General features: G+C 61.4%; 29 protein-coding genes and 1 tRNA gene. 7 read left to right on the forward strand and 23 right to left on the reverse strand.

Going from position 1 to position 26,592, the window contains the following annotated elements:
* Positions 1-25: 25 nt before the first annotated feature.
* The 8 genes from IWW33_RS20285 to IWW33_RS20320 form a co-directional block, all read right to left on the reverse strand.
* Positions 26-982: a glutathione S-transferase family protein gene (locus tag IWW33_RS20285; RefSeq protein ID WP_196914333.1), complete on the reverse strand. Its 957-nt coding sequence runs from the start codon at positions 980-982 to the stop codon at positions 26-28.
* A 92-nt stretch (positions 983-1,074) separates the two neighbouring features.
* Positions 1,075-2,079, reverse strand: coding sequence for a glycosyl transferase family protein (locus IWW33_RS20290; RefSeq protein ID WP_115274338.1), 1,005 nt, complete (start codon positions 2,077-2,079; stop codon positions 1,075-1,077).
* Positions 2,076-2,411, reverse strand: coding sequence for a TusE/DsrC/DsvC family sulfur relay protein (locus IWW33_RS20295; protein ID WP_174142242.1), 336 nt, complete (start codon positions 2,409-2,411; stop codon positions 2,076-2,078). The genes IWW33_RS20290 and IWW33_RS20295 overlap by 4 nt, the downstream gene beginning before the upstream one ends.
* Complete coding sequence (gene tusB / locus IWW33_RS20300; protein ID WP_119687450.1) at positions 2,408-2,704, reverse strand: sulfurtransferase complex subunit TusB; 297 nt, start codon at positions 2,702-2,704, stop codon at positions 2,408-2,410. Before tusB ends, IWW33_RS20295 begins: the two co-directional genes overlap by 4 nt.
* On the reverse strand, positions 2,704-3,063 hold the full coding sequence (gene tusC, locus IWW33_RS20305; RefSeq protein WP_174142241.1) for a sulfurtransferase complex subunit TusC: 360 nt from the start codon (positions 3,061-3,063) through the stop codon (positions 2,704-2,706). The genes tusB and tusC overlap by 1 nt, the downstream gene beginning before the upstream one ends.
* Before the next feature lies 1 nt (position 3,064).
* A complete protein-coding gene (tusD, locus tag IWW33_RS20310) occupies positions 3,065-3,457 on the reverse strand; it encodes a sulfurtransferase complex subunit TusD (RefSeq protein ID WP_174142240.1) in 393 nt (130 codons plus the stop codon).
* 85 nt (positions 3,458-3,542) lie between these two features.
* Complete coding sequence (locus IWW33_RS20315; protein WP_174142239.1) at positions 3,543-4,922, reverse strand: uracil-xanthine permease family protein; 1,380 nt, start codon at positions 4,920-4,922, stop codon at positions 3,543-3,545.
* A 222-nt stretch (positions 4,923-5,144) separates the two neighbouring features.
* The gene (locus IWW33_RS20320; protein ID WP_012315235.1) at positions 5,145-5,816 is read right to left on the reverse strand and encodes a Bax inhibitor-1/YccA family protein; all 672 of its coding nucleotides are present in this window, start codon (positions 5,814-5,816) and stop codon (positions 5,145-5,147) included.
* Positions 5,817-5,950: 134 nt separating this feature from the next.
* On the opposite strand from IWW33_RS20320, the gene IWW33_RS20325 reads away from it, so the two are divergent.
* Positions 5,951-6,038: transfer RNA gene (locus tag IWW33_RS20325), tRNA-Ser, on the forward strand.
* A 128-nt stretch (positions 6,039-6,166) separates the two neighbouring features.
* On the opposite strand, the gene IWW33_RS20330 is transcribed toward IWW33_RS20325, so the two are convergent.
* The 11 genes from IWW33_RS20330 to IWW33_RS20365 all read right to left on the reverse strand — a co-directional run bounded on the left by IWW33_RS20330 (position 6,167) and on the right by IWW33_RS20365 (position 15,384).
* Entirely contained in the window at positions 6,167-6,436 is a 270-nt protein-coding gene (locus IWW33_RS20330) for a DUF3077 domain-containing protein (protein WP_012315232.1), read from the reverse strand.
* 150 nt (positions 6,437-6,586) lie between these two features.
* Positions 6,587-6,829, reverse strand: a complete 243-nt coding sequence (locus IWW33_RS26700; RefSeq protein WP_231386172.1) for a hypothetical protein — start codon at positions 6,827-6,829, stop codon at positions 6,587-6,589.
* 439 nt (positions 6,830-7,268) lie between these two features.
* Positions 7,269-7,538, reverse strand: a complete 270-nt coding sequence (locus IWW33_RS20335) for a DUF3077 domain-containing protein (protein ID WP_012315234.1) — start codon at positions 7,536-7,538, stop codon at positions 7,269-7,271.
* Positions 7,539-7,688: 150 nt separating this feature from the next.
* Positions 7,689-7,931 carry a hypothetical protein gene (locus tag IWW33_RS26705; RefSeq protein WP_231386172.1) on the reverse strand — a complete coding sequence of 81 codons (243 nt, stop codon included), beginning with the start codon at positions 7,929-7,931 and terminating at the stop codon, positions 7,689-7,691.
* Positions 7,932-8,370: 439 nt separating this feature from the next.
* Positions 8,371-8,640: a DUF3077 domain-containing protein gene (locus IWW33_RS20340; protein WP_012315234.1), complete on the reverse strand. Its 270-nt coding sequence runs from the start codon at positions 8,638-8,640 to the stop codon at positions 8,371-8,373.
* Positions 8,641-8,790: 150 nt separating this feature from the next.
* A complete protein-coding gene (locus IWW33_RS20345) occupies positions 8,791-9,033 on the reverse strand; it encodes a hypothetical protein (RefSeq protein WP_174142238.1) in 243 nt (80 codons plus the stop codon).
* Positions 9,034-9,473: 440 nt separating this feature from the next.
* Positions 9,474-9,743, reverse strand: a complete 270-nt coding sequence (locus tag IWW33_RS20350) for a DUF3077 domain-containing protein (protein WP_012315232.1) — start codon at positions 9,741-9,743, stop codon at positions 9,474-9,476.
* A 150-nt stretch (positions 9,744-9,893) separates the two neighbouring features.
* On the reverse strand, positions 9,894-10,136 hold the full coding sequence (locus IWW33_RS26710; protein WP_046788353.1) for a hypothetical protein: 243 nt from the start codon (positions 10,134-10,136) through the stop codon (positions 9,894-9,896).
* A gap of 400 nt (positions 10,137-10,536) precedes the next feature.
* Complete coding sequence (locus tag IWW33_RS20355) at positions 10,537-12,294, reverse strand: OPT family oligopeptide transporter (RefSeq protein WP_174142251.1); 1,758 nt, start codon at positions 12,292-12,294, stop codon at positions 10,537-10,539.
* A 535-nt stretch (positions 12,295-12,829) separates the two neighbouring features.
* Positions 12,830-14,155: an isocitrate lyase gene (gene aceA / locus IWW33_RS20360; protein ID WP_012315229.1), complete on the reverse strand. Its 1,326-nt coding sequence runs from the start codon at positions 14,153-14,155 to the stop codon at positions 12,830-12,832.
* Positions 14,156-14,649: 494 nt separating this feature from the next.
* Complete coding sequence (locus IWW33_RS20365; protein ID WP_039603676.1) at positions 14,650-15,384, reverse strand: secretin N-terminal domain-containing protein; 735 nt, start codon at positions 15,382-15,384, stop codon at positions 14,650-14,652.
* A 141-nt stretch (positions 15,385-15,525) separates the two neighbouring features.
* Between IWW33_RS20365 and IWW33_RS20370 the strand changes: the two genes are divergently transcribed.
* Together IWW33_RS20370 and IWW33_RS20375 are read left to right on the forward strand one after the other, a co-directional pair.
* Entirely contained in the window at positions 15,526-16,680 is a 1,155-nt protein-coding gene (locus IWW33_RS20370; RefSeq protein WP_046785672.1) for a hypothetical protein, read from the forward strand.
* 102 nt (positions 16,681-16,782) lie between these two features.
* Entirely contained in the window at positions 16,783-18,225 is a 1,443-nt protein-coding gene (locus IWW33_RS20375; RefSeq protein ID WP_125923937.1) for a SulP family inorganic anion transporter, read from the forward strand.
* 50 nt (positions 18,226-18,275) lie between these two features.
* Here the strand turns inward: IWW33_RS20375 and fusA are convergent, their stop codons facing one another.
* Both fusA and IWW33_RS20385 read right to left on the reverse strand, forming a co-directional pair.
* A complete protein-coding gene (fusA, locus tag IWW33_RS20380; protein WP_046785674.1) occupies positions 18,276-20,387 on the reverse strand; it encodes an elongation factor G in 2,112 nt (703 codons plus the stop codon).
* 73 nt (positions 20,388-20,460) lie between these two features.
* Positions 20,461-20,886 carry a hypothetical protein gene (locus IWW33_RS20385; RefSeq protein WP_046785675.1) on the reverse strand — a complete coding sequence of 142 codons (426 nt, stop codon included), beginning with the start codon at positions 20,884-20,886 and terminating at the stop codon, positions 20,461-20,463.
* Between the two features lie 139 nt (positions 20,887-21,025).
* Between IWW33_RS20385 and IWW33_RS20390 the strand changes: the two genes are divergently transcribed.
* Positions 21,026-21,328 carry a hypothetical protein gene (locus tag IWW33_RS20390; protein WP_012315223.1) on the forward strand — a complete coding sequence of 101 codons (303 nt, stop codon included), beginning with the start codon at positions 21,026-21,028 and terminating at the stop codon, positions 21,326-21,328.
* Positions 21,329-21,331: 3 nt separating this feature from the next.
* Here IWW33_RS20390 and IWW33_RS20395 read toward each other — a convergent pair whose 3' ends face one another.
* Both IWW33_RS20395 and IWW33_RS20400 read right to left on the reverse strand, forming a co-directional pair.
* Entirely contained in the window at positions 21,332-22,576 is a 1,245-nt protein-coding gene (locus tag IWW33_RS20395; RefSeq protein ID WP_119687446.1) for an aspartate aminotransferase family protein, read from the reverse strand.
* Between the two features lie 105 nt (positions 22,577-22,681).
* Positions 22,682-23,578, reverse strand: a complete 897-nt coding sequence (locus tag IWW33_RS20400) for a LysR substrate-binding domain-containing protein (protein ID WP_119687445.1) — start codon at positions 23,576-23,578, stop codon at positions 22,682-22,684.
* Between the two features lie 255 nt (positions 23,579-23,833).
* On the opposite strand from IWW33_RS20400, the gene IWW33_RS20405 reads away from it, so the two are divergent.
* From IWW33_RS20405 to IWW33_RS20415, 3 genes are all read left to right on the forward strand, one after another.
* Positions 23,834-25,216: an amino acid permease gene (locus IWW33_RS20405; protein ID WP_174142237.1), complete on the forward strand. Its 1,383-nt coding sequence runs from the start codon at positions 23,834-23,836 to the stop codon at positions 25,214-25,216.
* Between the two features lie 104 nt (positions 25,217-25,320).
* Positions 25,321-25,821 (forward strand): PaaI family thioesterase, encoded by a 501-nt coding sequence (locus IWW33_RS20410; protein ID WP_174142236.1) that lies wholly within the window; start codon positions 25,321-25,323, stop codon positions 25,819-25,821.
* A gap of 73 nt (positions 25,822-25,894) precedes the next feature.
* A complete protein-coding gene (locus IWW33_RS20415; RefSeq protein ID WP_174142235.1) occupies positions 25,895-26,590 on the forward strand; it encodes a glutathione S-transferase N-terminal domain-containing protein in 696 nt (231 codons plus the stop codon).
* The last annotated feature ends 2 nt before the right edge of the window (positions 26,591-26,592 follow it).

A 26,592-nucleotide genomic window follows, 5' to 3' on the forward strand; every position in this document is an offset into this window, starting at 1 on the left:
GGGCTGCAACGCAGCCCCAACTTTCTCAGCCCCAGATCCCTTTGCCTGGCAACCGCTCCCGATCATGCGGCAGATTGAAGTCCTGCAGCGGCCCCTTGGGCACGATTCCGTTCGGGTTGATGGTCTTGTGGCTCATGTAATAGTGCTTCTGGATGTGCTCCATGTTCACCGTCGGCGCCACACCCGGCCACTGGTACAGCTCACGCAGCCAGTTTGACAGGTTCGGGTAGTCGCTCAACCGGCGCAGGTTGCACTTGAAGTGGCCGTGATACACCGCATCGAAGCGCACCAGCGTGGTAAACAGGCGCACATCGGCCTCGGTCAGGTGCTCGCCTGCCAGGTAACGTTGGCGGTCCAGCAGCGCTTCCAGGTAGTCCAGCTCGTTGAACACTTCGTCGAACGCAGCCTCGTAGGCTTCTTGCGTAGTGGCGAAGCCTGCACGGTAAACACCATTGTTCACCGCTGGGTAAATGCGTGCATTGAGCGCTTCGATGGTCGGGCGCAGCGGCTGCGGATACAGGTCGAGGGTATTGCCTGTCAGTTCGTTGAAGGCGCTGTTGAAGATACGGATGATCTCCGCCGACTCGTTGTTGACGATGCGCTTTTCCTTTTTGTCCCACAATACGGGCACGGTCACGCGGCCTGTGTAGTGCGGGTCATCTTGGGTATAGCGCTGGTGCATGAATTCTAGGGCGTCGAGGTGATCGCCCGTGGAGCCCTGTTGCTGGTCGAAGGTCCAGCCGTTTTCTTGCATCAGCCAGCTGACCACCGACACATCGATCAGCGGCCCCAGGCCTTTGAGCGCACGCACGATCAGGGTGCGGTGAGCCCATGGACAGGCCAGCGACACATACAGGTGGTAGCGACCGGCTTCGGGGGCGGGCAACTGATTGCGGCGCTGGGCGTTCTCGCGCTTGAAGGCGCCATCCTTGCCGTTTTCGTACCACTGGTCGTGCCAGCGACCGTCGATCAAAAGGCCCATGGTGAGCTCCTCGGAACAAAGTTGTTTGTCGTTGGAGCCCAGTCTAGGGCAAAGCGTTCGAATAAATAGCGCAAAGACTGCGCAAAAATGATCTAGTTATTCGATTGGTTTCGAGCGCCCCAATAGCCGCGTGCGGTCGCGAACGCCTGCTCCCGGTCCTGCCCCAAGCCGCGCAACGCCAGGGCCATGGTCGCCACCACGGCCATTTCCCCATAGCTGTCCTGAGCCTCGCCACGCCAAACCGCCAGCAGTTGTTCGGGCTGCAGGCTTGCAGGTTTTACATGGCGCCGCTCACTCAGCGCCGGCCACTCTTCGTCCCAGTTTTCACCTGCGCTGGTGCCGTACAGGTGGCTGATGACATCCGGGTTGACTTCGATTTCGCCGCCATCGCCCTTGATGACCACCGCATGGTCACCCAGCAGCCGGCTGGCCTCGCGGTGTACGGCCTGGTAGCCGGGGTGGAAGATGCTCTGCAGGCCGCAGCGGGCGCTCAGCGGGTTGAGCACGCGGGCCAGCGAATGGATGGGGGAGCGCAGGCCAAGTATGTTGCGCAGGTCAATCATGCGCTGCAGTTGCGGGGCCCAATCGTGCAGCGGGAAAAACGCCAGGCGTTGCTGGTCCAGTGCTTGCTCGACAGCAGACCAATCGCGGCACAGCGCAATGTCCAGCAGGGCCAACAATTGCTCGGTGTACATGCGCCCGGCGGTGTGGGCGCCACCACCGTGCATCAGGATGCGCACGCCGTTGGCGGCCAGGCATTTGGCGGCCAGCAGGAACCAGGGCAGGTGGCGCTTCTTGCCGGCATAGCTGGGCCAGTCCAGGTCGACAGCGATGCGTGGTGCATGCAGTTGGGCGCGCAGGGCCTCGGTGAAGCCGGCCAGCTCCTCGGCGCTCTCTTCCTTGTGCCGCAGCAACATGAGGAAGGCACCGAGCTGAGTGTCTTCAACCTTGCCTTCAAGCAGCAGGGCCATGGCGGCTCGGGCTTCCTCACGGGTGAGGCTGCGGGCACCGCGTTTGCCTTTGCCAAGGATGCGCACGAATTCGGCGAACGGGTGTTCGGCCGGGGTTTGAAGGGTGAGCGGGCGAGCGTCTGTCATATGCAATTGGTCGGCTTGGGCAGGCCCGCCAGCTTGGCGGCGAGTTTGGCGGGGGTGCCGTTGAACAGGCGGTTGAGGTGCGGGCTGTTGCCCTTTTCAGGGCCCAGCTTTAGCGCTGTGTACTTGATCAGCGGGCGCGTGGCCGGAGACAGCTGGAATTCCTCATAGAACTGGCGTAGCAGTTCAAGCACTTCCCAGTGTTCGGCGGTCAGGGCAATGCTTTCGCGCGCGGCCAGTGCCTCGGCGACGGCGTGGGACCAGTCTTGCAGGTCGACCAGAAAGCCGTCCTTGTCCAGGACGATTGCCTGGTTGTCTATGGTCAAGGTGTTCATAGCCAGCTGTTGACCTTGTCATAGTGCAACGACAACGCGACGAACGCTGGGTAGTCCACGGTCTTTGCCAGCCCGCTGCTGACGCTGCGCGCCTGCAGGTCTTCGTCGAGGGCGAACAGGCGTTGCTCCAGCGCTGCCGCCTGCAGCAGGCGCTGTGGTTCGCTGCCGTCACGCAGGGCATAAACCGCATCGCCGCACAGCAGCAAGGCATCTTCGCCGCCGAGCAGGCGCAGGCAGCTGCCCAGGCGATCATCGCCGAAGGGCGAGTGGGATATCACATGCAAGGTCGGCATCAGAGCGTCACCACTTGGTCGAAACGGGCAATCAGTGCCTTCAGGGCCGCGTCGTCCAGCACCTCAACGGGCAGGGCCAGGGTGTCGGCAGCAAGCCCGCGAAGGGCCAGGCTGTGCTGGCAAGCGAACAGCTCCTCCACACCGAACATCGGCAGTGCCTGCAGGTTGGCGGCCAGATTCTTTTGTTGCACGGCAACCGGTTGCTGATCAGGGGCAAGCTGGAACACGCCGTCATCGAGGAACAGCATGCCCAGTGGCAGATCGAAAGCGCCGCCGGCCAATGCGATGTCCAGCGCTTCGCGGGCAGACGGGCCGGTCCAGGGCGCCTGGCGGCTGATGATCAACAGGGATTTGGCCATTTCAATCGCCTCCAAAGCAGACCAGGCGGTCGGCCAGCTGTGCCGCTTCATGCAATTGGCCCAGGCCGGAGAGCTCCCACGGCTTGGGCAGGTTCACCGCTTGGCGCTGGTAGCGGCTGGCTTCGGTCTCATCGAGCACGCCGCGGCGCAAGGCAGCGGCGATGCACACCACGGCGTCCAGCTGGTGCTGCTCGACAAAAGCGCGCCACTGGGCGGCGATGTCCTGTTCGTCCTGGGGCGCGACCACGTTGGCCGAGGCGCTGTGAACACCGTCCTGATAGAAGAACAACCGGGCAATCTCATGCCCGCCGGCCAGCACCGCCTCGGCGTAGCGCAAGGCGCGCCGCGAGGAGGGCGCATGGGCCGGGGAAAAAACCGCGATAGCGAATTTCATGGGCAACTCGTGTAAAGGAATGCGGCCATGATAAAGCAAAAAGCCCGCGCGGGTGGGCGCGGGCTGGTTGGCCGGGGAGGGGCTATCAGGTGTGTTCCTTGCTCTCTGGCAGGAACCAGTTCAGCACCAGGGCGCAGATGCCACCGGTGGCAACGCCCGACTCCAGTACGTTGCGAATGGCCGCCGGCATGTGCGCCAGGAACTCCGGAACCTGGGCCACGCCCAAGCCCAACGCCAACGACACGGCGATGATCAGCAGTGCACGGCGGTCCAGGCGCGTGCTGGCCAGAATGTTGATGCCCGAAGCGGCCACGGCACCGAACATGACCATGGCCGCGCCGCCCAGCACAGGCTCAGGCACAGCCTGAATCACGCCGGCAACACTCGGGAACAAGCCCAGTACCACTAGCATCACGGCAATCCAGATACCGATGTGACGGCTGGCGATGCCGGTCAGCTGAATCACGCCGTTGTTCTGCGCGAAGATCGAGCTGGGGAAGGTGTTGAACAGGCCCGCCAGCAGCGAGTTGGCGCCGTTGACCAGCACGCCGCCCTTGATGCGCTGCATCCACACCGGGCCTTCGACCGGTTGGCGCGAGACCTTGCTGGTGGCTGTAACGTCGCCGATGGCTTCGAGCGAGGTCACCAGGTAGATCACCAGCATCGGGATGAACAGCGCCCACGAGAAACCGAGGCCAAAGTGCAGCGGCGTCGGTACCTGGAACAGTGCAGCTTCATGCATGCCGGTGAAGTCCAGCCGGCCGAGGTAACCCGCCAGGGCGTAACCCACCGCCAGGGCGATGACGATGGCGCAGCTGCGCATCCACACCACCGGGATGCGGTTCAGGATGACGATGATTGCCAGCACCACGCCCGACAGCAGCAGGTTCTCACCATTGGCGAAGGTGCCATTGGCCATGGCGCCAAAGCCGCCGCCCATGCTGATCAAACCGACCTTGATCAGGGTCAGGCCGATCATCAGCACCACAATGCCCGTCACCAACGGCGTGATCAGACGCTTGACGAAGGGCAGGATGCGCGACACGCCCATCTCGACGAACGAGCCGGCGATCACCACGCCGAAGATCGCTGCCATCACGCTTTCGACAGGCGTACCCTGTTTGACCATCAGCGCACCACCGGCAATCAGTGGGCCGACGAAGTTGAAGCTGGTGCCCTGCACGATCAGCAAGCCCGCGCCAAACGGCCCAAACCGCTTGCACTGCACGAAGGTGGCGATACCCGAGATGACCAGCGACATCGACACGATCAGGTTGGTATCACGCGCCGAAACACCCAACGCCTGGCAAATCAGCAGGCCCGGGGTCACGATCGGCACGATGATCGCCAGCAGGTGCTGCAGCGCCGCCAGCAGGCCGATAAGCAGCCGTGGCTTGTCCTCGAGGCCAAGCACCAGTTCGTTGGCAGGCGCATCCGCGCCCGGGCTGTGTTCGTGTGAGCTCATCGGTGAAGCTGCCCCGGAAGAAAAAAGGAGCGCATTCTACGGGGTGAAGGGGGATTGCGGTAGTGGCGCGCACGATGGCAGCAAGATCGGCGAGCATTCGGGTAATAACCTGACTTTTAGGTCAGCTGGCGCGGAAAGGGTGGGCTACAGGATACAGGCCTGCACGTACGCACAAAAAAGCCCGCCGAAGCGGGCTTTTTCAACGGGCTCAAGCAACCGGTATCAGTCGTCGCGACCCATGATGCCGAACAGTTGCAGCAAGCTGACAAACAGGTTGTAGATCGATACATAAAGGCTGATGGTCGCCATGATGTAGTTACGCTCACCGCCGTGGATGATCGCGCTGGTCTGGAACAGGATGCAGACCGACGAGAACAGCACGAAGCCAGCGCTGATCGCCAGTTGCAGGCCGCTGATCTGGAAGAAGAAGCTTGCTACTACGGCGCCCAGCAGGACGAAGAAGCCGGCGGTGATGAAACCGCTGAGGAAGCTCATGTCCTTGCGCGAGATCAGCACATAAGCCGACAGGCCACCGAACACCAGGGCCGTCATGGCGAAGGCCGAGCTGACCACCTCAGCGCCACCGGCCATGCCCAGGTAACGGTTGAGGATTGGGCCGAGGATGAAGCCCATGAAGCCGGTGAGAGCGAAGGTGGAAACCAGGCCCCAGACCGAATCACGCAGTTTGTTGGTGAGGAAGAACAGGCCGTAGAAGCCGATCAGCACGACGAAGATGTTCGGGTAGCCGACACGCATCTGCTGGGCAACGAAAGCCATGACACCGCTGAAGGCGAGGGTGAGTGCCAGCAGGCTGTAGGTGTTGCGCAGGACCTTGCTGACCTCGCGCTGCTCGACCTGTTGGCCGCTGTGTACGGCATAATCCTGTTCGCGCATGGCGACACTCCTTGGTAAACCTGTGGTTTTGGAACGTTCAGATGCTAGGAGTCTATCAGAGCTCCTGCAACCGGCGACATAGAGAGTTTGACAGCGTGTTTCATTACGGTATTATGGCGGCCGCAAAACGAGCTGGAAGCGTGGCCGAGTGGTTTAAGGCAACGGTCTTGAAAACCGTCGATGGGCAACTATCCTAGAGTTCGAATCTCTACGCTTCCGCCATATTCTCAGCAAAAGCCCCGATTATTCGGGGCTTTTGCGTTTCTGGGGTTGGGGATGCCGATAGGCGTGAGCCTTTAAGTTAAAGGCGGGAAATGCTTTGTCTACACATCTCGTGTCGTGCCTCTTTCTCAGCGCATCATGCCCAACTCGGCATCATCCATCAGCGCCTTGGCCAACGCACTCAGGTAATGCGCTGCCCAGACCATCATCGGTTTTTCATCCATCACACCGATGACCGTCAATTCCCGCACATAGCCCATCAGTTCCGAAGCTTGCTCCCGGGCATCCTGGCAGGGAATGCCGGCTTCGATGCGAAACAGTGGATGGGTCTGGTTTTCACCTTGAAAGAACGTGGTCTTGCCTACAGTGGTTTTTACGTTCGGCTCATCGCTAGTCATTGATCTCTCCCAAGCATCCAGGGCCTGGGCGGGCACCTTCGCGGGTAAGCTGCGCCCTTTGTCGCGACACCGGCCTCACTCAATGCCGCGCACCCGTGGCAGCCGGCTTGCCGGCGATAGGGCCAGCCCAGGCAACACAGGGTTGTCGACTTAGTGCAGCGTTCGCGGCTCAGTCGGCATCTGGACCTGAATCAATGCCGCCTCGAGCAGCACACGCAGCGAGTCGAGTTCATGTGTCGACGCCATCAGCAGGGCCGACGCAGGCGACCGCGGCTGAACCAGCATTGCCTGATGCGTAACGGCTAGCGCGCAGTTAGCGAAGTCTGCGGCCTGGATGAGCGTATCTTCGAGAGAGTGAAGGGTGTGGGGTGGATCAGGGACTATCTTTAACATTCCTATATCTCCAAAGGAAGCGCACCTATCCTGCTGTCAAACAGTTTGGGTGGCAGCTGTGTGCAGGTTGACAGACCGGCGGACATAGGAAGTTCCGGCGCACGCAAGCGTGCCCCACACACAGCCGCCATTGAAGGCGCTGCCTACCTACATACCGTTACGGCCTGTCAAAGCCATGTCGCTGACGTGCAGCAACAGGCCGAGACTAGAGCGCCAGCAGGGCGACCGCAACGGAAAACAGGCGGCTGAAGTATGTTTGGGAAATGGACTACAAGAAAGGGAAAAAATCTGATTTTCTGACACAAAGACAAACCGGTATCGCGCCTGTTATCCATTGGCATCCACAGTTACGCTCATTTACAGAGTTTGGGGGCTGCCAATACAGCCATTTCAATGCGGAGGCGGACGCATTTGGCGTACCGCCTGGCACGTCAGGGAATCAGTGCATCATCCCCAACTCGGCATCATCCATCAGCGCCTTGGCCAACGCACTCAGGTAATGCGCTGCCCAGACCATCATCGGTTTTTCATCCATCACACCGATGACCGTCAATTCCCGCACATAGCCCATCAGTTCCGAAGCTTGCTCCCGGGCATCCTGGCAGGGAATGCCGGCTTCGATGCGAAACAGTGGATGGGTCTGGTTTTCACCTTGAAAGAACGTGGTCTTGCCTACAGTGGTTTTTACGTTCGGCTCATCGCTAGTCATTGATCTCTCCCAAGCATCCAGGGCCTGGGCGGGCACCTTCGCGGGTAAGCTGCGCCCTTTGTCGCGACACCGGCCTCACTCAATGCCGCGCACCCGTGGCAGCCGGCTTGCCGGCGATAGGGCCAGCCCAGGCAACACAGGGTTGTCGACTTAGTGCAGCGTTCGCGGCTCAGTCGGCATCTGGACCTGAATCAATGCCGCCTCGAGCAGCACACGCAGCGAGTCGAGTTCATGTGTCGACGCCATCAGCAGGGCCGACGCAGGCGACCGCGGCTGAACCAGCATTGCCTGATGCGTAACGGCTAGCGCGCAGTTAGCGAAGTCTGCGGCCTGGATGAGCGTATCTTCGAGAGAGTGAAGGGTGTGGGGTGGATCAGGGACTATCTTTAACATTCCTATATCTCCAAAGGAAGCGCACCTATCCTGCTGTCAAACAGTTTGGGTGGCAGCTGTGTGCAGGTTGACAGACCGGCGGACATAGGAAGTTCCGGCGCACGCAAGCGTGCCCCACACACAGCCGCCATTGAAGGCGCTGCCTACCTACATACCGTTACGGCCTGTCAAAGCCATGTCGCTGACGTGCAGCAACAGGCCGAGACTAGAGCGCCAGCAGGGCGACCGCAACGGAAAACAGGCGGCTGAAGTATGTTTGGGAAATGGACTACAAGAAAGGGAAAAAATCTGATTTTCTGACACAAAGACAAACCGGTATCGCGCCTGTTATCCATTGGCATCCACAGTTACGCTCATTTACAGAGTTTGGGGGCTGCCAATACAGCCATTTCAATGCGGAGGCGGACGCATTTGGCGTACCGCCTGGCACGTCAGGGAATCAGTGCATCATCCCCAACTCGGCATCATCCATCAGTGCCTTCGCCAACGCACTCAGGTAGTGCGCTGCCCAGACCATCATCGGTTTCTCATCCATCACACCGATGACCGTCAATTCCCGCACATAGCCCATCAGTTCCGAAGCTTGCTCACGCGCATCCTGGCAGGGAATGCCGGCTTCGATGCGAAACAGTGGATGGGTCTGGTTTTCACCTTGAAAGAACGTGGTCTTGCCTACAGTGGTTTTTACGTTCGGCTCATCGCTGGTCATTGATCTCTCCCAAGCGTCCAGGGCCTGGGCGGGCACCTTCGCGGGTAAGCTGCGCCCTTTGTCGCGACACCGGCCTCACTCAATGCCGCGCACCTGTGGCAGCCGGCTTGCCAGCGATAGAGCCAGCCCAGGCAACACAGGGTTGTCGATTTAGTGCAGCGTTCGCGGCTCAGCCGGCATCTGGACCTGAATCAATGCCGCCTCGAGCAGCACACGCAGCGACTCGAGTTCATGGGTCGACGCCATCATCAGGGCCGACGCAGGCGACCGCGGCTGAACCAGTATCGCCTGATGCGTAACAGCTAGCGCGCAGTTAGCGAAGTCTGCGGCCTGGATGAGCGTATCTTCTAGAGAGTGAAGGGCGTGGGGTGGATCGGGAACCATCTTCAACATCGCTTATTACCTCTATGGATGCCGTCACCTCGCCGCTGTCAAACAGAAGGGTGGCAGCTGTACGTGGGTTGACAGACCGGCGGAATAAGCAAAGTTCCGGCGCACGCAAGCGTGCCCCACGCACAGCCACCATAGAAGGAAAGCCATGTGCTTAAACCGTTACGGCCTGTCAAAGCCGTGTCGCTGATGTGCAGCAACAGGCCGAGACTAGAGCGCCAGCAGGGCGACCGCAACGGAAAATAGGCGCCTGAAGTATGTTTGGGAAATGGACTACAAGAAAGGGAAAAAATCTGATTTTCTGACACAAAGACAAACCGGTATCGCGCCTGGTATCCATTGGCATCTACAGTTACGCTCATTTACAGAGCTTGAGGCTGCCAATACAGCCATTTCATTGCGGAGGCGGACGCATTTGGCGTACCGCCTGGCACATCAGGATATCAGCGCATCATCCCCAACTCGGCATCATCCATCAGCGCCTTGGCCAACGCACTCAGGTAATGCGCTGCCCAGACCATCATCGGTTTCTCATCCATCACACCGATGACCGTCAATTCCCGCACATAACCCATCAGTTCCGAAGCTTGCTCCCGGGCATCCTGGCAGGGAATGCCGGCTTCGATGCGAAACAGTGGATGGGTCTGGTTCTCACCTTGAAAGAACGTGGTCTTGCCCACAGTGGTTTTTACGTTCGGCTCATCGCTAGTCATTGATCTCTCCCAAGCATCCAGGGCCTGGGCGGGCACCTTCGCGGGTAAGCTGCGCCCTTTGTCGCGACACCGGCCTCACTCAATGCCGCGCACCTGTGGCAGCCGGCGTACCGGCGATAGAGCCAGCCCAGGCAACACAGGTTTGTCGATTTAGTGCAGCGTTCGCGGCTCAGTCGGCATCTGGACCTGAATCAATGCCGCCTCGAGCAGCACACGCAGCGACTCGAGTTCATGTGTTGACGCCATCATCAGGGCCGACGCAGGCGACCGCGGCTGAACCAGTATCGCCTGATGCGTAACGGCTAGCGCGCAGTTAGCGAAGTCTGCGGCCTGAATCAGAGTGTCTTCGAGAGCGTGGAGGGCATGGGGTGGATCGGGGACTATCTTTAACATTATCCAATTCCTTGTAAGTGCGGCGACCTCTCTGCTGTCAAACAGAAGGGTGGCAGCGGTACGTGGGTTGACAGACCGGTGGAATTGGCAAGTTCCGGCGCACGCAAGCGTGCCCACACGTACAGCCGCCATAAAGATAGCTGTATGCCAAATACCGTCGCGGCCTGTCAAAGCCATGTCGCTGATGTGCAGCAACAGGCCGAGACTAGAGCGCCAGCAGGGCGACCGCAACGGAAAACAGGCGGCTGAAGTATGTTTGGGAAATGGACTACAAGAAAGGGAAAAAATCTGATTTCCGAACACAAACAGAAACCAGCCGGACCCAGAACTGACCTTTACTCAGGGCAGCCAAAGGTACAAGCGCTGCCTCATGCCGTGTTCGCGACGCTGTTTCGTACAGCTACAGCGTCCGTAGCATCTCCCAGAACGATGCCCCTACGCCCGTGATACTTTCACCTGCAATCAACCCAGCTGCCGCTGTGATCGCAAAGCGCTCCGTGACGCTCGGCCATCGGCAGTTGACCAGCCAGGTAAGTACTGCGCCAAAACCCATCATCATCGCGATCGACGCCGGCAATATGAATGCCAGCCCCAGTGCGGCGGTACTCGGCAGCCAGCGGGCCACCCGTTGCGGTAGCAGGCTGTCCAGCGTGCCCAACAGCACGCCTACAGCGCTGCCAGCCAAAATCGCCCAGCGAATCTCCGACGACAGCGCTCCCAGCCCAACTGTCAGCGTCTGGGCCACCGCTTTCCAGGTCGCGACAGCCGGCGCAGGCCACTCCTCGGTAAGCAGCATGGCCTGCGGATCCGGTATCAGCATCAGGTAAACCAGCACGCCGACCGCGCTGCCGATGAAAATACCGATGCATTGGGCAACGAGTTGCTTGTGCGGGGTCGCGCCGATCGCCAAGCCAACCTTGAAGTCGTTCATCAGGTCTGTGGATTGCCCGGCCGCGCCCCCCGCCGTGTTGGCGCTCATCAGGTTGATGGCCACCTGGCCGGGGGCGATCAAGCCGAAGCCGAGCTGCGACAGTTTGCCAATGGCGCCAATCGGTGCGATGCCGGTGGCCCCCACGACGCGCGCGGCGACGACGGCAAGGCAAATCGCCAAAGGAATGCTCAACAACGCCATCCACCAGTCGATCCCGAACAGCAGCGCCTGCAGGGCGACGACCAGAGCGACGGATAGCAGCAGGCCGGATGCAGGCCCTGGCGAAAACCGTATCCTGGCGCGCGGCGCCCGATGTGCAAGCGCATTTGCAGGCAACCGCCGTGACACTCGGAGCAGACGAACTGCCAATGAAGTCAAGGTCGCACAGACCATCAGGCTAACGCCCGGCCACAACAGCCACTCCACCAGCGCGGCGAACTGGGGGCCGCTGGCGTTCGGGGCGATCACTACCAATGCGTGGTCGATCAGCCACGGCGCTAGCCCGCCCCAGGCCAGCGCGGCGCCGAACAGCAACGTCAGGCCAACTCGAATGCCGATGATGCCGCCAAAGCCGATGAGCAACAGCGAAGGATCGACAGTAAAGGTCAGGCGCTCGAGCGCAGGCGTGGGTGCCCAGCGTGGTAGCGCCCAGACGAAGCCGTCAATCCACTTCACCAGCCCTGACAGCAGCGCGGCACTGCACAGAACCTTGATGCGAGACATGGCTTCGCGCCCATGATGGTAGATCTGCTGCAGCGTTTCCAGGGTCGCCATGCCTTCGGGGAACTTCAGGTCATGGTCGTTGAGCAAGGCGGGGCGCAGGTACCAGGCGATCCAGATGCCCAGGAAGCTTACGGAGAAAACCCAGGCCATCATCGGCGCCGGGTCCAGTTGGTGGCCGGTGAGCAGCGTATAGGCCGGGATCGGCGCCACCAGCCCGCCGGAAATGATGGAGGCGGCGGCCGACGCCACGGTCTGGTTGATGTTGCTTTCGTGCAGCGTCCAAACGGGCCGCTCCTTCTTGCGGCCCGCGATACCCTGCCACAGGGCGAAGCCGACCAGCAAAGCGATGATCGACATGTTGAATGACCAGCCGATCTTGAGCCCCGCATAGACATTCGATGGCGTGAGCAAAATGCCCAGCATCGCGCCGGTGAGTACAGCCCGCAGGCTCAGCTCACGTTCGATGCGAACCCTTGGGAGGGCGGCGGCTGGAGCATGTCCCATTACAAATCCCTTTCTAGATGGCGCAAGCGTTGTCTGCACAACTGAGCCCGGAAAGCCACGAAGGTTCAGTGGCAGCCAGTGTGACCCGGCTGGCAAAGAGATTTGAAAAATTTTTGGCCCGGTTTGGCTATCTGCCAGTTATTGCGGTGCGCCGATGGGTAGCGCTTTTGAAATGGACGGTGCAATGGGCGATGAGACAAGCCACTGCAAATCGTGAGCAAAAGAAAGCCCGCCGGGAGGGGCGGGCAAAGGAGCGTCTATCACGTAGGGATAGCTTTAGTCTCTGCCTAGTGCCGTGAAAATTGAGTGAAAGAAAAGTCAGTGCGATGTGACGGGCGTCACTCCCATAACGCCTGCTGCACCTGTCATCGCTCTTGGCGCTGCTGCAGCGCAGTGCCAAAACCTCTCTGGCATGAAAGGCCTGTGTGGGCTCATTCGAGCCGGGGAAAACCGATTTTCTGAAAACAACCAGGCTGAACTAAAAAGCCCGGGGCTTTCACAAGCCCCGGGCCCTTTCTTCAGCAGCAAATCACTATCAGTGGAACTGCTCTTCTTCGGTCGAACCGGTCAGTGCCGTCACCGACGATGCGCCACCCTGAATCACGGTGGTCATGTCGTCGAAGTAGCCGGTGCCCACTTCCTGCTGGTGCGCCACGAAGGTGTAGCCTTTGCTGGCGTCGGCGAATTCCTGCTCCTGCAGCTTCACGTAGGCGGTCATGTCGTTGCGGGCGTAGTCGTGCGCCAGGTTGAACATGCCGTGCCACATGTTGTGGATACCAGCCAGGGTGATGAACTGGTGTTTGTAGCCCATGGCCGACAGCTCGCGCTGGAATTTGGCGATGGTGGCGTCGTCCAGGTTCTTCTTCCAGTTGAAGGAAGGCGAGCAGTTGTACGACAGCAGTTGGTCCGGGTATTCCTTCTTGATCGCTTCGGCGAAGCGGCGGGCTTCGTCCAGGTCTGGCTTGGCGGTTTCGCACCAGATCAGGTCGGCGTACGGCGCGTAGGCAAGGCCGCGGGCGATGGCCTGGTCGAGGCCGGCGCGGACCTTGTAGAAGCCTTCACGGGTACGCTCACCGATCACGAACGGCTGGTCGTACGGGTCGCAGTCGCTGGTCAGCAGGTCGGCGGCGTTGGCGTCGGTACGGGCCAGGATGATGGTCGGTACGCCCGATACGTCAGCAGCCAGGCGCGCTGCAACCAGCTTCTGCACGGCTTCCTGGGTAGGTACCAGAACCTTGCCGCCCATGTGGCCACACTTTTTCACCGAGGCCAGCTGGTCTTCGAAGTGCACGCCGGCGGCGCCCGCTTCGATCATGTTCTTCATCAGTTCGTAGGCGTTCAACACGCCGCCGAAACCGGCCTCAGCGTCTGCCACGATTGGCGCGAAGTAGTCGATGTAGCCTTCGTCGCCCGGGTTCTTGCCGGCTTTCCACTGGATCTGGTCGGCGCGGCGGAACGAGTTGTTGATGCGCTTGACCACAGTCGGTACGGAGTCGACCGGGTACAGCGACTGGTCAGGGTACATGGACTCGGCGGAGTTGTTGTCGGCGGCCACCTGCCAGCCAGACAGGTAGATGGCCTGGATGCCGGCCTTGACCTGCTGCACTGCCTGGCCGCCGGTCAGGGCGCCCATGCAGTTGACGAAATCTTTTTCTGGGCGGAAGGACGGGTGGGCACCCTCGGTGACCAGCTTCCACAGTTTTTCTGCACCCAGGCGGGCCAGGGTGTGCTCCGGCTGCAGGGAGCCACGCAGGCGAACGACATCGGCGGCGGTGTAGGTACGGGTCACGCCTTTCCAGCGCGGGTTTTCGGCCCAGTCTTTCTCGAGGGCTGCAATTTGCTGTTCGCGTGTCAGTGCCATGGAAATAAACCTCGTCGCATCGATCTTGGGGTAATTGTGCTGATGCTCACGAAGCGAATCAGGGGTGTGGCGGCTGTCCTGTTCGGGGGAGTGCGGCGGCGAACGCGAAGGCTCGAAGGGGGAAGGAGTTGCAGTCTGGGCGAGGGCATGCGCCGGCAGGTCGGCTCGTGGATGCCTTGCTGCGGTGCTACGCGATTGCCAGAACTGCGGTGATGCGCTTCCGTCCCTCGGGACAACTTCTTCGTTGCAGTCGCAATCCCGTCGAACCGCCTTGTGGGCCGTATAGACACGAGGTGCCTCCAAGGGTGGGAGGAGGGGCGCCTCGAAGGCCCTTGCCAGGGCCCCTGATTAGCGGGAGCGAGGCCATCATGCCCTTGGGAAAAAGAGCCTGTCAAATGTTTTGTAGTGCTTTTTTGGGCTTACTACATCTTTGGTCTAATGCGACTTGCTGGTCAGTTTCAAGGCCTTTGGTCGAGGCCTTGATTTGCCTGGGATCAGTCGAGAAGGTCGACTTTGACACGTAAAGTCATGTTTTCACCCCGTTGGGTGCTGTAAGTGCGGCTTGACGGGCTGAGATCGGCCTGGCTCTGCTGGTTGAACCCAGCCAGGGTAATCCACTCACCGAGCTTGCCGGTGACCGTCGTGTCGGTACTTTGTACTTTCACTACATCAGCACGTTCATGGCTCATTCGGTCATTATTGGTGCTTATTTGCAGGCGAACGGTTTCGCCGATCAGGCTTGGGGTCACGTAGAAACCCTGGGTCACATTACGGTATTCGGTGTTGCTCTGGATGCGCCCATAGCCGTCGGTGCTGGTACTGGTGACCGGGATGCTCTGGCCGACCTGGATCAGCGCCGGTTGGCCTTCGCTGGCCTGGACCTGTTGCAGGCCACCATCCCGGTTGCTGGTGCCGTAATGGATGATGCGCGCATTGCCTCGGTTGTCCTGATAGTTGCTGTCGTTGTTGTCGACGCTGATCATCAGGCGCTTGGGCGCGGTGTCCAGCTGTTGCAGCAGGGCGCGCAGGTCGTCTACGCGTTCGGGGCTGGCAGTGACGATCAACTTGTTCTCGAAGGCGCTGACGCTACCGTCCTTGCCAATGAACGACTGGGCGGCGGGCAGCAGTTCGGCGCTGCTGCGGTGCTGCAGCGGCAGCACTTCGGTGGCGGCTTGGGCGGCCAGGCTGGCGGCCAGCAGCAGGGAAGTTAGAAAGGGGCGTAGCGCCATGTCCATGATCTCCGCAGGTGGAATCAACATGATGGCAAAATTGTGCGACTCGTGCCGGTTGTCCATCACAAGGTGTCTTTTATCCTGCTTTTATTCTATAAGATATAAATTATAGTCATCTGGATAATTCAGGATATTGCCATGAGCCTTGCCCGCCCGATCTTCCGCCGCGAACAGTTGGCTCAAGCCCTGGTACGGGACCTGGCCGGCGAATCGTTCGTCGACTACAGCTCGGGTATGTTCCTCGCTGCACCAAGGCGCACGGGCAAGAGCACCTTCCTGAATAACGACTTCATTCCAGCCTGCCTGGAGCGTGGCTGGCTGCCGGTGTATGTCGACCTGTGGTCTGACCGTGATGCCGACCCTGCCGAGTTGATCAGCGGTGCCATCGGCAGCGCTCTGGCGCGTTTTGAAAGTACCTTGGCCAAAACCGCGAAGAAGGCGGGTATCGACAAGATCAACCTGCTGCGTACGCTCAGCTGGGATTTCACCCGCCCGCAACTGCCCGCCGGTACCACGCTGGCACAGGCACTTGCGGTGCTGCATCAGGTGTGCGGGCAAATGGTGGTGCTGGTGGTGGATGAGGCGCAGCATGCCCTCAACAGCGAGGGTGGGCTGAACGCCATGTTCGCGCTCAAGGCGGCGCGCGATCACCTCAACCGGGGTGACCGCCCCGATGGCCTGCGCCTGGTGTTTACCGGGTCCAGCCGGGACAAGCTGGCCAATCTGGTGCTCAAGAGCAAGCAGCCATTCTATGGCGCCAGCATCACTGCGTTTCCGCTGTTGGGGCGGGACTTCGTCGACTTCGTGACCGGTGTCTGGAATGGCCGTCTGGCGGCCAGCAACCAGTTCAAGGCCGAGGACCTGGAGTATGCCTTTGAGCGTGTTGGCCGGCGCCCGGAGATGCTCGGCAAGTTGCTCACCGAGGTGAGTATCGGGCTGGGCGAGGCAGGCAACCTTGGCGAGCTGCTGCGCACCGGTGCGCTGAACCATCAGGCCGGGGTGTGGAGCGACTACGAAAGTGCCTGGAACGAGCTGTCTGCCTTGCAACAGGCGGTGCTGGCAGTGATGGCCGAGCGCACGCGGGCCCGGCAGCCGTTCTCGCCCTTCACCGAACAGACCTTCATCGACGTCAATCGCAAGCTGGAACAGGCTGCTGCCGAAGCCAACGCCACCACACCCAATGTGCAAAAAGCCCTGGATGCCCTGCGGGAAAAGGAGCTGGTGTGGAAGGCCAATCGCGGCGAGTACGCTCTGGAGGATGTAGCAATGGCCGAGTGGCTGGCGCGCGGCTAGGGCTGGGCTGCTCGCGGTGGCCACTGCCAGACAAATTCCGTAACATCCCGCCCTTCGATTGTTTTCAGTACCGGCCGCCTGGCCCTGCACCACAGGACACCCATGAAACCCGCCCGACTTCGCGCCGACCTGCTCGCCGGCCTGACCACTTCATTCGCTCTGGTGCCCGAGTGCATCGCTTTCGCCCTGGTGGCGCACCTAAACCCGCTGATGGGCCTGTACGGCGCCTTCATCATCTGTACCCTCACCGCGCTGTTCGGCGGCCGCCCGGGCATGATCTCCGGTGCTGCCGGCTCGATGGCGGTGGTGATCGTCGCTCTGGTGGTGCAGCACGGTGCGCAGTATCTGCTGGCCACCGTACTGTTGGGTGGTGTGGTGATGATCCTGTTCGGCCTGTTGCGCCTGGGCAAGCTGGTGCGCCTGGTGCCGTATCCGGTGATGCTTGGCTTCGTCAACGGCCTGGCGATCGTCATCGCCATGGCCCAGCTGGAGCATTTCAAGACGGGTGAGCAGTGGCTCAGCGGCACGCCCCTTTGGCTGATGATCGGCCTGGTGGCACTGACCATGCTGGTGGTGTACGTGCTGCCAAAGCTGACCCGCGCCGTGCCGCCAGCGCTGGTGGCGATCCTCGGCGTTGGCCTTTTGGTGTACCTGCTCGACCTGCCAACCCGCACCCTTGGCGACATGGCGCACATTGCTGGTGGGCTGCCGGCGCTGGCCCTGCCGGATGTGCCCTGGAACCTTGAAACGCTGAAGATCATCGCCCCTTACGCGGTGCTGATGGCCATGGTCGGCTTGCTGGAGACCCTGCTGACCCTGAACCTCACCGACGAGATCACCGAGAGCCGCGGCTACCCGGACCGCGAGTGCGTGGCCTTGGGTGCGGCCAACATGGTTTCCGGCTTGTGCGGTGGCATGGGCGGCTGCGCGATGATCGGCCAGACGGTGATCAACCTCAGCTCCAATGGCCGCGGCCGGCTGTCCGGCGTGGTGGCGGGGGTGATGATCCTGCTGTTCGTGCTGTTCCTGTCGCCGCTGATCGAGCGTATCCCGTTGGCGGCGCTGGTCGGGGTAATGTTCGTGGTCGCCCAGCAGACATTCGCGTGGGCGTCCTTGCGCGTGCTGCACAAAGTGCCGGTGAGCGATGTGCTGGCGATCATTGCCGTGACGGTGGTCACGGTCTTCACCGACCTGGCCACGGCCGTACTGTTCGGCATCGTCATCGCTGCGGTGAACTTTGCCTGGCAGCATGCGCGGGAGCTGTATGCCGACAGCCATGAAGACGCCGAGGGGGTCAAGCATTACCAAGTGCACGGCACGCTGTTCTTCGCCTCGGTCACGCCGTTTCTCAACCAGTTCGACCCTGCGGGTGACCCGGCCAAGGTTACCCTGGATTGCCAGCACGTGAGCTTCGTCGATTACTCGGCAATTGCTGCGTTGAAGACCTTGCGCGAGCGGTATGCCAAGGCGGGCAAGCAGCTGCGGGTGGTGCATCTGTCCGAGCGCTGCAAGAAACTGTTGAAGCGGGCAGGCGAGCAGCACTGAGTTTTTGCGGGGGCTGTGCTGGCCCTATCGCCGGCATAGCCCTCGCGGCTTCACTCCCCGCGATTCTTCTTCACAATGCCGTCAGCAATGCTCGCCGGCGCCTCGGCATAACGGGTGAACTCCATCGTGTAGCTGGCCCGCCCTTGGGTCATTGAGCGCATCGAGGTGGCGTAGCCGAACATTTCTCCCAGCGGCACTTCGGCACGGATCACCTTGCCGGCAGGGGTCTCGTCGCCATCCTGGATCATGCCGCGGCGCCGGCTCAGGTCGCCCATGATGTCGCCCTGGTATTCCTCGGGCGTGACCACCTCGACCTTCATTACCGGCTCCAGCAACACCGCTCCGCCTTTTTGCGAAAGCTGCTTGGTGGCCATGGAAGCGGCGATCTTGTAGGCCATCTCGTTGGAGTCGACGTCGTGATAGGAGCCGTCGAACACCGCAGCCTTGAGGCTGATCAGCGGGTAGCCGGCAAGCACGCCGTTCTTCATCTGCTCCTCGATGCCTTTCTGGATCGCCGGGATGTACTCGCGGGGTACCACGCCGCCAACGATCTCGTTGATGAACTCCAGGCCTTCCTTGCCTTCATCGCCCGGTGCAAAGCGGATCCAGCAGTGCCCATACTGGCCGCGCCCGCCGGACTGGCGAACGAAGCGGCCCTCGATCTCGCAGGTGTTGCGGATCTTTTCGCGGTAGGCCACCTGGGGCTTGCCGATATTGGCCTCGACGTTGAACTCACGCCGCATGCGGTCGACGATGATGTCCAGGTGCAGTTCGCCCATGCCTGAAATGATGGTCTGGCCGGTCTCCTCATCAGTGCGCACGCGGAACGAGGGGTCTTCCTGGGCCAGCTTGCCCAGGGCGATGCCCATTTTCTCCTGGTCGGCTTTGGTTTTGGGTTCTACGGCCACGGAGATCACCGGGTCCGGGAAGTCCATGCGCTCGAGGATGATCGGTTTGTCCATGTCGCAAAGCGTGTCGCCGGTCGTCACGTCCTTCATGCCGATCAGGGCGGCGATGTCGCCGGCGCATACATCCTTGATTTCTGCACGTTGGTTGGCGTGCATCTGCACCATTCGGCCGATGCGCTCCTTCTTGCCTTTGACCGAGTTGAGCACTGCGTTGCCGGAACTGAGCACCCCGGAGTACACCCGGGCAAACGTGAGCGTGCCGACGAACGGGTCGGTCGCGATCTTGAACGCCAGGGCCGAAAACGGTTCGTTGTCGTCGGCGTGGCGCTCCAGGTGTTTCTCTTCGTCGTCCGGGTCGGTGCCCTTGATTGCCGGGATTTCGGAGGGCGCGGGCAGGTAGTCGATCACCGCATCGAGCATCAGCGGCACGCCTTTGTTCTTGAACGAGGAGCCAAGGATGGTCGGCACGATTTCGTTGGCAATGGTGCGCTGGCGCAGGGCGGCCTTGATCTCGTCGATGCTCAGCTCCTCGCCATCGAGAAACTTGGTGGTCAACTCATCATTGGCCTCGGCCGCCGCTTCGACCATGTGCGCACGCCATTCGTCGGCCAGTGCCTTGAGTTCGTCCGGGATTTCTTCTTCGCGGTAGGTGGTGCCATGGTCGGCGTCGTTCCAGTAGATCGCCTTCATCTTCACCAGGTCGATCTGGCCGATGAAGTTCTCTTCGCTGCCGATGGCCAGCTGGATGGGTACCGGGTGATGCCCCAGGCGCTTGTCGATCTGTTTGACCACGCGCAGGAAGTCTGCGCCTTGGCGGTCCATCTTGTTGATATAGGCCAGGCGCGGGACGTGATACTTGTTGGCCTGGCGCCACACCGTCTCGGACTGCGGCTCTACCCCGTCGGCACCGCTGAACACCACCACGGCGCCATCGAGCACGCGCAGCGAACGTTCCACCTCGATGGTGAAGTCGACGTGGCCGGGGGTATCGATGATGTTGAAACGGTACTTGTCGGCGAACTGCTTGGTCGAGCCCTGCCAGAAGGCCGTGGTCGCCGCCGAGGTGATGGTGATGCCGCGTTCCTGTTCCTGGGCCATCCAGTCCATGGTCGCGGCGCCATCGTGCACCTCGCCCATCTTGTGGTTGACCCCGGTGTAGAACAGGATGCGCTCGGTGGTCGTGGTCTTGCCGGCATCCACGTGGGCGACGATACCAATGTTGCGGTACAGCTCGATGGGCGTTGTGCGGGCCATGACGGACTACCTGAGGATGAGCGGATTCTCCCAAGGTAGCAGAGCGGGAGAATCCTGCTTTACCGCCGGGCCGTCAGTCGGCCTGGGCTTGCAGCAGCCACTGGCCGTCCACTTCGCGGGCAACGCCGCTGGCGGGCAGCAGGGCCAGCAGGCGCTCGTGCAGAGCCGCTTCGGTGAAGGTCTTGAGGGTGGTCAGGTCCAGGGCACCGACCGGGTTCAGGTCTGCCTTGGTGTACGACAGCCAGGCTTTTTTCAGTACCTGCGCCACGTCGCTGCCGGCTGTGGTGGCGAAACGGCGGTGCCATTGGCGACCATCGAGGGTGAAGCTGTGGGCGTGGGTATAGGTGCTTTCGTCGCCACCTTCGGTGCAGCGGTGGCAGCGGCACGGGCCTTCGCCGAAGGCGTTGCGCAGGTAAGCGTTGAAATCCACGACGGGCTTGAGGGTCAGGCGTTTGTCGACCTCGAACAGGTCGGCGATCAGGGGTTCTTCGGCGCTCACTCGGTGTCCTCGTGTGGTGTGGCGTGCATCGGCGGGCACCCTAACAGATCAGGGCGGGGGAGGCCATTAGAGACAACTGCGCACAGCTGCCGTACTCTACGCGCCCGCAAGCCTGCATCCAACACCGAGGTAACCCCGCTTGAGCACCCAGTTCCCGTACACCGCCACCGTCACCATCAGCGCCGAAGACCGTGGGGGCGATATCGAGGCCTCGGAAAACCCCAGCATGCGTGTTGGCCTGGAAGCCGTGACCGAAACCCTGAAGAAGGTGCATTTCGTCGGCACGCTCGCGGCTCCGGAAAAGCCGGCCACGCATATCTGTGTGACGCTGGAGAACGGCCTTACCTACTACGGCCCGATCGTCAACGGCCACGCCGAACTCGAAGGCGGCTGGATCGCTTTCGAGTCCGACATGCTCACCCCGGAAGAACTGGGCCTGTAAGCCTCAGTTCAACTCGACCAGGCACTGCTCGAAGATGTTCAACCCTTCTTCGAGCACCTCGGCTTCGATGGTCAGTGGCGCCAGCAGGCGAATGATGTGTCGCGCCTTGCCGCTGGGCATCAGCAACAGGCCTTTGGCCCTTGCTGCATCCATGACCTTGGCCAGCTGAGCGGGTGCAGGGCTACCGTCTGCATTGACGAACTCGATCCCGCGCATTGCGCCGACGCCTGTCAGGCGCCCGATGAACGGGAAGCGTTGCTGCCAGTGTCCAACCCGGCTGACGATGGCCTGCTCCTGGCGCTCGCCCCATGTGGCGACGTTCTCATCGGTCATCTGCGCCAGGCTCGCCAGCGCCGCTGCACAGGCAATCGGATTGCCCGAATAGGTTCCGCCGAGGCCGCCCTTGGGCAGCGCCGCCATCAACCCCTGGCGCCCGACCATCGCCCCCAGCGGCATGCCGCCGGCGATACTCTTGGCCAACAGCAGCAGGTCTGGCTCGATGCCCAGCCGCGGGAAGGCGAAGCGCTGGCCGGTGCGGCCGAAACCCGACTGGATCTCGTCGATGATGATCAGGATCCCGCGCTCGTCGCAGAAACGGCGCAGCGCCTGAGCAAAGGCCGGGTCCAGGGCGAGGAAGCCACCTTCACCTTGCACGGGCTCCAGGATGAACGCCGCCACGTCCTCTACTGCCAGCTCGACGCTGAACAGGCGGTCCATGGCCTTGAGCGCCTGCTCGCAAGTGACGCCGGTATCGGCGCTGGGGTAGGGCAGGTGGTACACCGGCCCCGGCAGTTCACCTACGCGTTGTTTGTAGGGGGCGACCTTGCCGTTGAGGTTCAGGGTTGCCAGGGTGCGGCCATGAAAGCCGCCATCGAAAGCGATGATGGCGCGCTTGCCGGTGGCACCGCGGGCGACTTTGAGGGCGTTTTCCGCCGCTTCTGCGCCGCTGTTGGTAAGCATGCCGGCCAGCGGGTAGCTGACCGGCACGAACGCGCGCAGGCGCTCCATGAGCTCCAGGTAAGGGCCGTGAGGCGCCGCGTTGAAAGCATAGTGGGTCAGGCGCGTGGCCTGGGCCTGGATGGCCGCGACCACGGCCGGGTTGCAGTGGCCCAGGTTGAGCACGCCGATGCCGCCGACGAAGTCGATGTAACGTTTGCCGTCGGTATCCCAGACTTCGGCATTACGGCCATGGGAAAGTGTAATCGGATGAACGATGGCAATGGATTGGCTGATACTTTCCAGATTCATGGGCACGCGGACCTTGTTCGAGTTTCTTAATATCGAAGCGCGCCGAAGTGTCGTTCCGCAAACGAATTATTCGATTGCGTTCATTCCCTGGATTCGCGAACTTGGTCAATCTCCCTCTGCCACGCGTTCACCAATCCACTGCACGAAGGCCCTGATCTTCGGCACCTCTGCCGCATGCTCGGCATGGGCGATGAAGTGCCGGCCATTGCTCGCCACCGGGTGGTCCCACGCCACTACCAGCTTGCCTTCGCTCAACTCCTCGGCCACCAGATAGCGCGGGATCAGGGCGATGCCGCAACCGGCGATGGCCGCACGGATGCACAGGTAGAACGTGTCGAAGCGCGGCCCGTGGTAGCTGTTCTGGCTGTGCAGGCCCAGCCCCAGAAACCATTCGTGCCAGGCCTCCGGGCGTGATGCGCATTGCAGCAAGCGGTGTTCGGTGAGGGCTTGGGCACTGTCGAAGCGGTGCCTGGTCTGTAGCTGCGGGGTACACACCGGCACCACCTCTTCGCTGAACAGTTCGATGCAGGTCGCCCCTGGCCAGGTGCCCTGGCCGAAAAAGAAGGCGATGTCGGCCTTGGCCTGCACCAGGTCGAACGGCTCCAGTTCGTTGCGGATGTCCAGGTGGATGCGCGGGTAGCGGTCACCGAAGCCTTTGAGCCTGGGCACCAGCCAGCGCGCACCGAAGGTGGGCTGGGTGGCGATGCGCAGCACTTCGGTTTCGTCGCCATAGCTGAGGATGTAGCGGCTGGAAATGTCGATCTGGTTAAGGATCTTGTTCACTTCGGTCAGGTACAGGGCGCCCGCCGGCGTCAGGTGCAGGCGCCGGCGAATGCGCTGGAACAGCGAGTGCGCCAGCATTTCTTCAAGTTGCGCGACCTGCTTGCTGACGGCGCTCTGGGTCAGGTGCAGTTCCTGTGCCGCCCGGGTGAAGCTCAGGTGGCGGGCGGCCGCTTCGAAGCACTGCAGGGCGGTAGTCGAGGGCATCAGGCGTTTGGACATGGCAGGCGCGTACCGAGCAAAAAAGGAAGGAGTTCATTCCATATTGGAATCATGTGCTTCGAAAAGGTCGTTTGTTGACCTCGCCCTATAGATTAATACTGACCTGGATCAACGATTACAACCGGTACTGCGAAGAGGAGGCAAGTGCACCGCCGGCGACTTCAAAACAAGAAAAAAGAGCATCACCACTTACAAGAATTCTGCTCCAACTTTTTCAGCCGTCCCTGCGGCGGCCGACCCATTCGAGGGTTCTCCATGGCTTCGCTAGAAAACAAGAAACAGCGTTCCCTGCAGCACGGCCTGACCTCCCGTCAGGTGTCGATGATTTCCATTGCCGGCATCATTGGCGCCGGCCTGTTCATCGGTTCCTCCAACGCCATTGCCACCGCTGGCCCGGCCATTCTCATCTCCTACGCCATGACTGGCCTGCTGGTGTTGCTGGTGATGCGCATGCTTGGCGAAATGGCCATCGCCAACCCCAACAGCGGCTCCTTCTCCACGTACGCCTCCGAGGCCATCGGCCCCTGGGCAGGGTTCACCATCGGCTGGCTGTACTGGTGGTTCTGGGTGCTGATCATCCCGGTCGAAGCCATCGCCGGGGCTGACATCCTGCATGCCTACTTCCCGGCGGTACCGTCCTGGCTGTTCGCCTTCCTGATCATGTTTGTGCTGTCGGGCACCAACCTGGTCAGCGTGAAGAACTTCGGTGCGTTCGAGTACTGGTTTGCCCTGGTCAAGGTAATCGCGATCATTGCCTTCATCGTGGTCTGCAGCCTGGCTGTGTTCGGCTTCTGGCCGCTGGCCGAAGTCTCAGGGGTGAGCCGGCTTTGGGACAGCGGCGGGTTCATGCCCAATGGCTTCGGTACGGTGCTCGGTGGCGTGCTGATCACCATCTTCTCGTTCTTTGGCGCCGAGATCGTCACCATTGCCGCTGACGAGACCGCCAACCCGAAAGACAAGATTCGCCGCGCCACCAACCTGGTGGTGTACCGCATCGCGATCTTCTACCTGGCCTCGATCTTCCTGGTGGTGTCGCTGGTGGCCTGGAACGATCCGCAACTCAAGGCCGTGGGCTCGTTCCAGCGGGTACTTGAGGTGCTGAATGTGCCCGGGGCGAAACTGCTGGTCGACCTGGTGGTGCTGGTGGCGGTCACCAGTTGCATGAACTCCGGCCTCTACACTGCTTCGCGGATGCTGTATTCCCTGGGTGCCCGCGGCCAGGCACTGAGCATGACCAAGCGTATCTCCGGTGCCGGCGTGCCGACGGTGGCGGTTATCCTCTCGACCCTGGCAGGCTTTGCCGGCTGCTTCGTCAACTACGTATTCCCCGGCAAGGTGTTCGGCTTCCTGCTGTCGACCACCGGTGCGATTGCCTTGCTGGTGTACCTGGTGATTGCCGTCTCGCAGCTACGCATGCGGGCCCGGGCTGATCGAGAGGGGCGGCCGCTGGAGTTGAAGATGTGGTTGTTCCCCTGGCTGACCTGGCTGGTGATCGGCACCATCGTGATGGTACTGGGCTACATGCTGTTCAGTGATGCGTACCGTTATGAGACGCTGATGACGGCCGGGGTGACGTTGTTCATCGTGCTGGTTTCGCTGACCCAGCGGCGTGCCAGGGCGGTGGCGCAGCCTGCCTGACCCTTGCGGGGCGCTTTGCGCCCCGCATTTTCATTGGCCCATGCCCAACGCGGCGCTACCATGCAGCTTGCATCCCTTCCCATTCCAAAAAGCACAGGAAGCGTATGACCGAACAAGCTCTCTCCCTGCAGGCGCTGGCCGCACCCGACGGCATTTGCTACGGCTGCGGCGTTGCCCACCCCAGCGGCCTGCATGTGCAGAGCCATTGGGACGCCGACGGTATCCATCTGCTGTGCCGTCACACGCCCGACACCACCTTCACCGGCTGGCCGGGGCTCGTCTACGGCGGCCTGCTGGCGATGCTGGTCGATTGCCACTCCAACTGGGCTGCCATGGCTTACCACTACCGGGCCGAAGGGCGTACCCCCGGCAGCCTGCCGCGTATCGACTGTGTCACCGGCAGCCTGGGCCTGAACTACCTCAAGCCCACACCCATGGGGGTCGAGCTGCTGCTCAAGGCGCGTGTGGAAGGTGAAGTCGGACGCAAGACACGGGTAGTCTGCGAGGTCTGGGCGGGGGATGTGCTGACCGTCTGCGCCGATTCGGTGTTCGTCCGTGTGGATACCGACAAGCTCAAGCTCAAGGCCCATGGCCAGGTGAGCTGAGGACGGCAGGTGGTGGTCAGCCGCCCATGATGTTACTAAAGTGACAGGTCCATTCCCCTGGCACAGGTTGACCATGACCGATCTCAGCGCATTTCCCGTTACCCGCAAATGGCCTGCGCAACACCCCGAGCGCCTGCAACTGTACTCGCTGCCTACGCCCAATGGCGTCAAGGTATCGATCATGCTGGAGGAGATCGGCTTGGCGTACGAGCCGCACAAGGTCAGCTTCGAAACCGACGACCAGCTGAGCCCTGAATTCATCTCGCTCAGCGCCAACAACAAGATCCCGGCGATCCTCGACCCCGATGGCCCTGGCGGCCGGCCTTTGCCGTTGTTCGAGTCGGGCGCGATCCTGCAGTACCTGGCGGAAAAGAGCGGGCAACTGCTCAGCCGTGACCCGGCGACCCGCTACCAGACGCTGCAGTGGCTGATGTTCCAGATGGGCGGCATCGGGCCGATGTTCGGCCAGGTCGGGTTCTTCCACTTCTTCGCTGGCAAGGAATACGAAGACAAGCGCCCACGCGACCGCTATGTCAACGAATCCAAGCGCCTGCTCGGCGTGCTGGACCGGCACCTGCAAGGGCGGCAGTGGATGGTCGATGAGTACAGCATCGCCGATATCGCCATCTTCCCTTGGGTGCGTAACCTGGTGGAGCGCTATAACGCAGGTGAGCTGGTCGGCTTCGATGAGTTCAATAACGTGCAGCGCGTGCTGGCCAGCTTCCTTGAGCGCCCCGCTGTTCAGCGGGGGCTGAAAATTCCGGGCTGAGG

The sequence above is a fragment of the Pseudomonas sp. M2 genome, from assembly GCF_015751845.1.
GTDB lineage: Bacteria > Pseudomonadota > Gammaproteobacteria > Pseudomonadales > Pseudomonadaceae > Aquipseudomonas > Aquipseudomonas putida_E.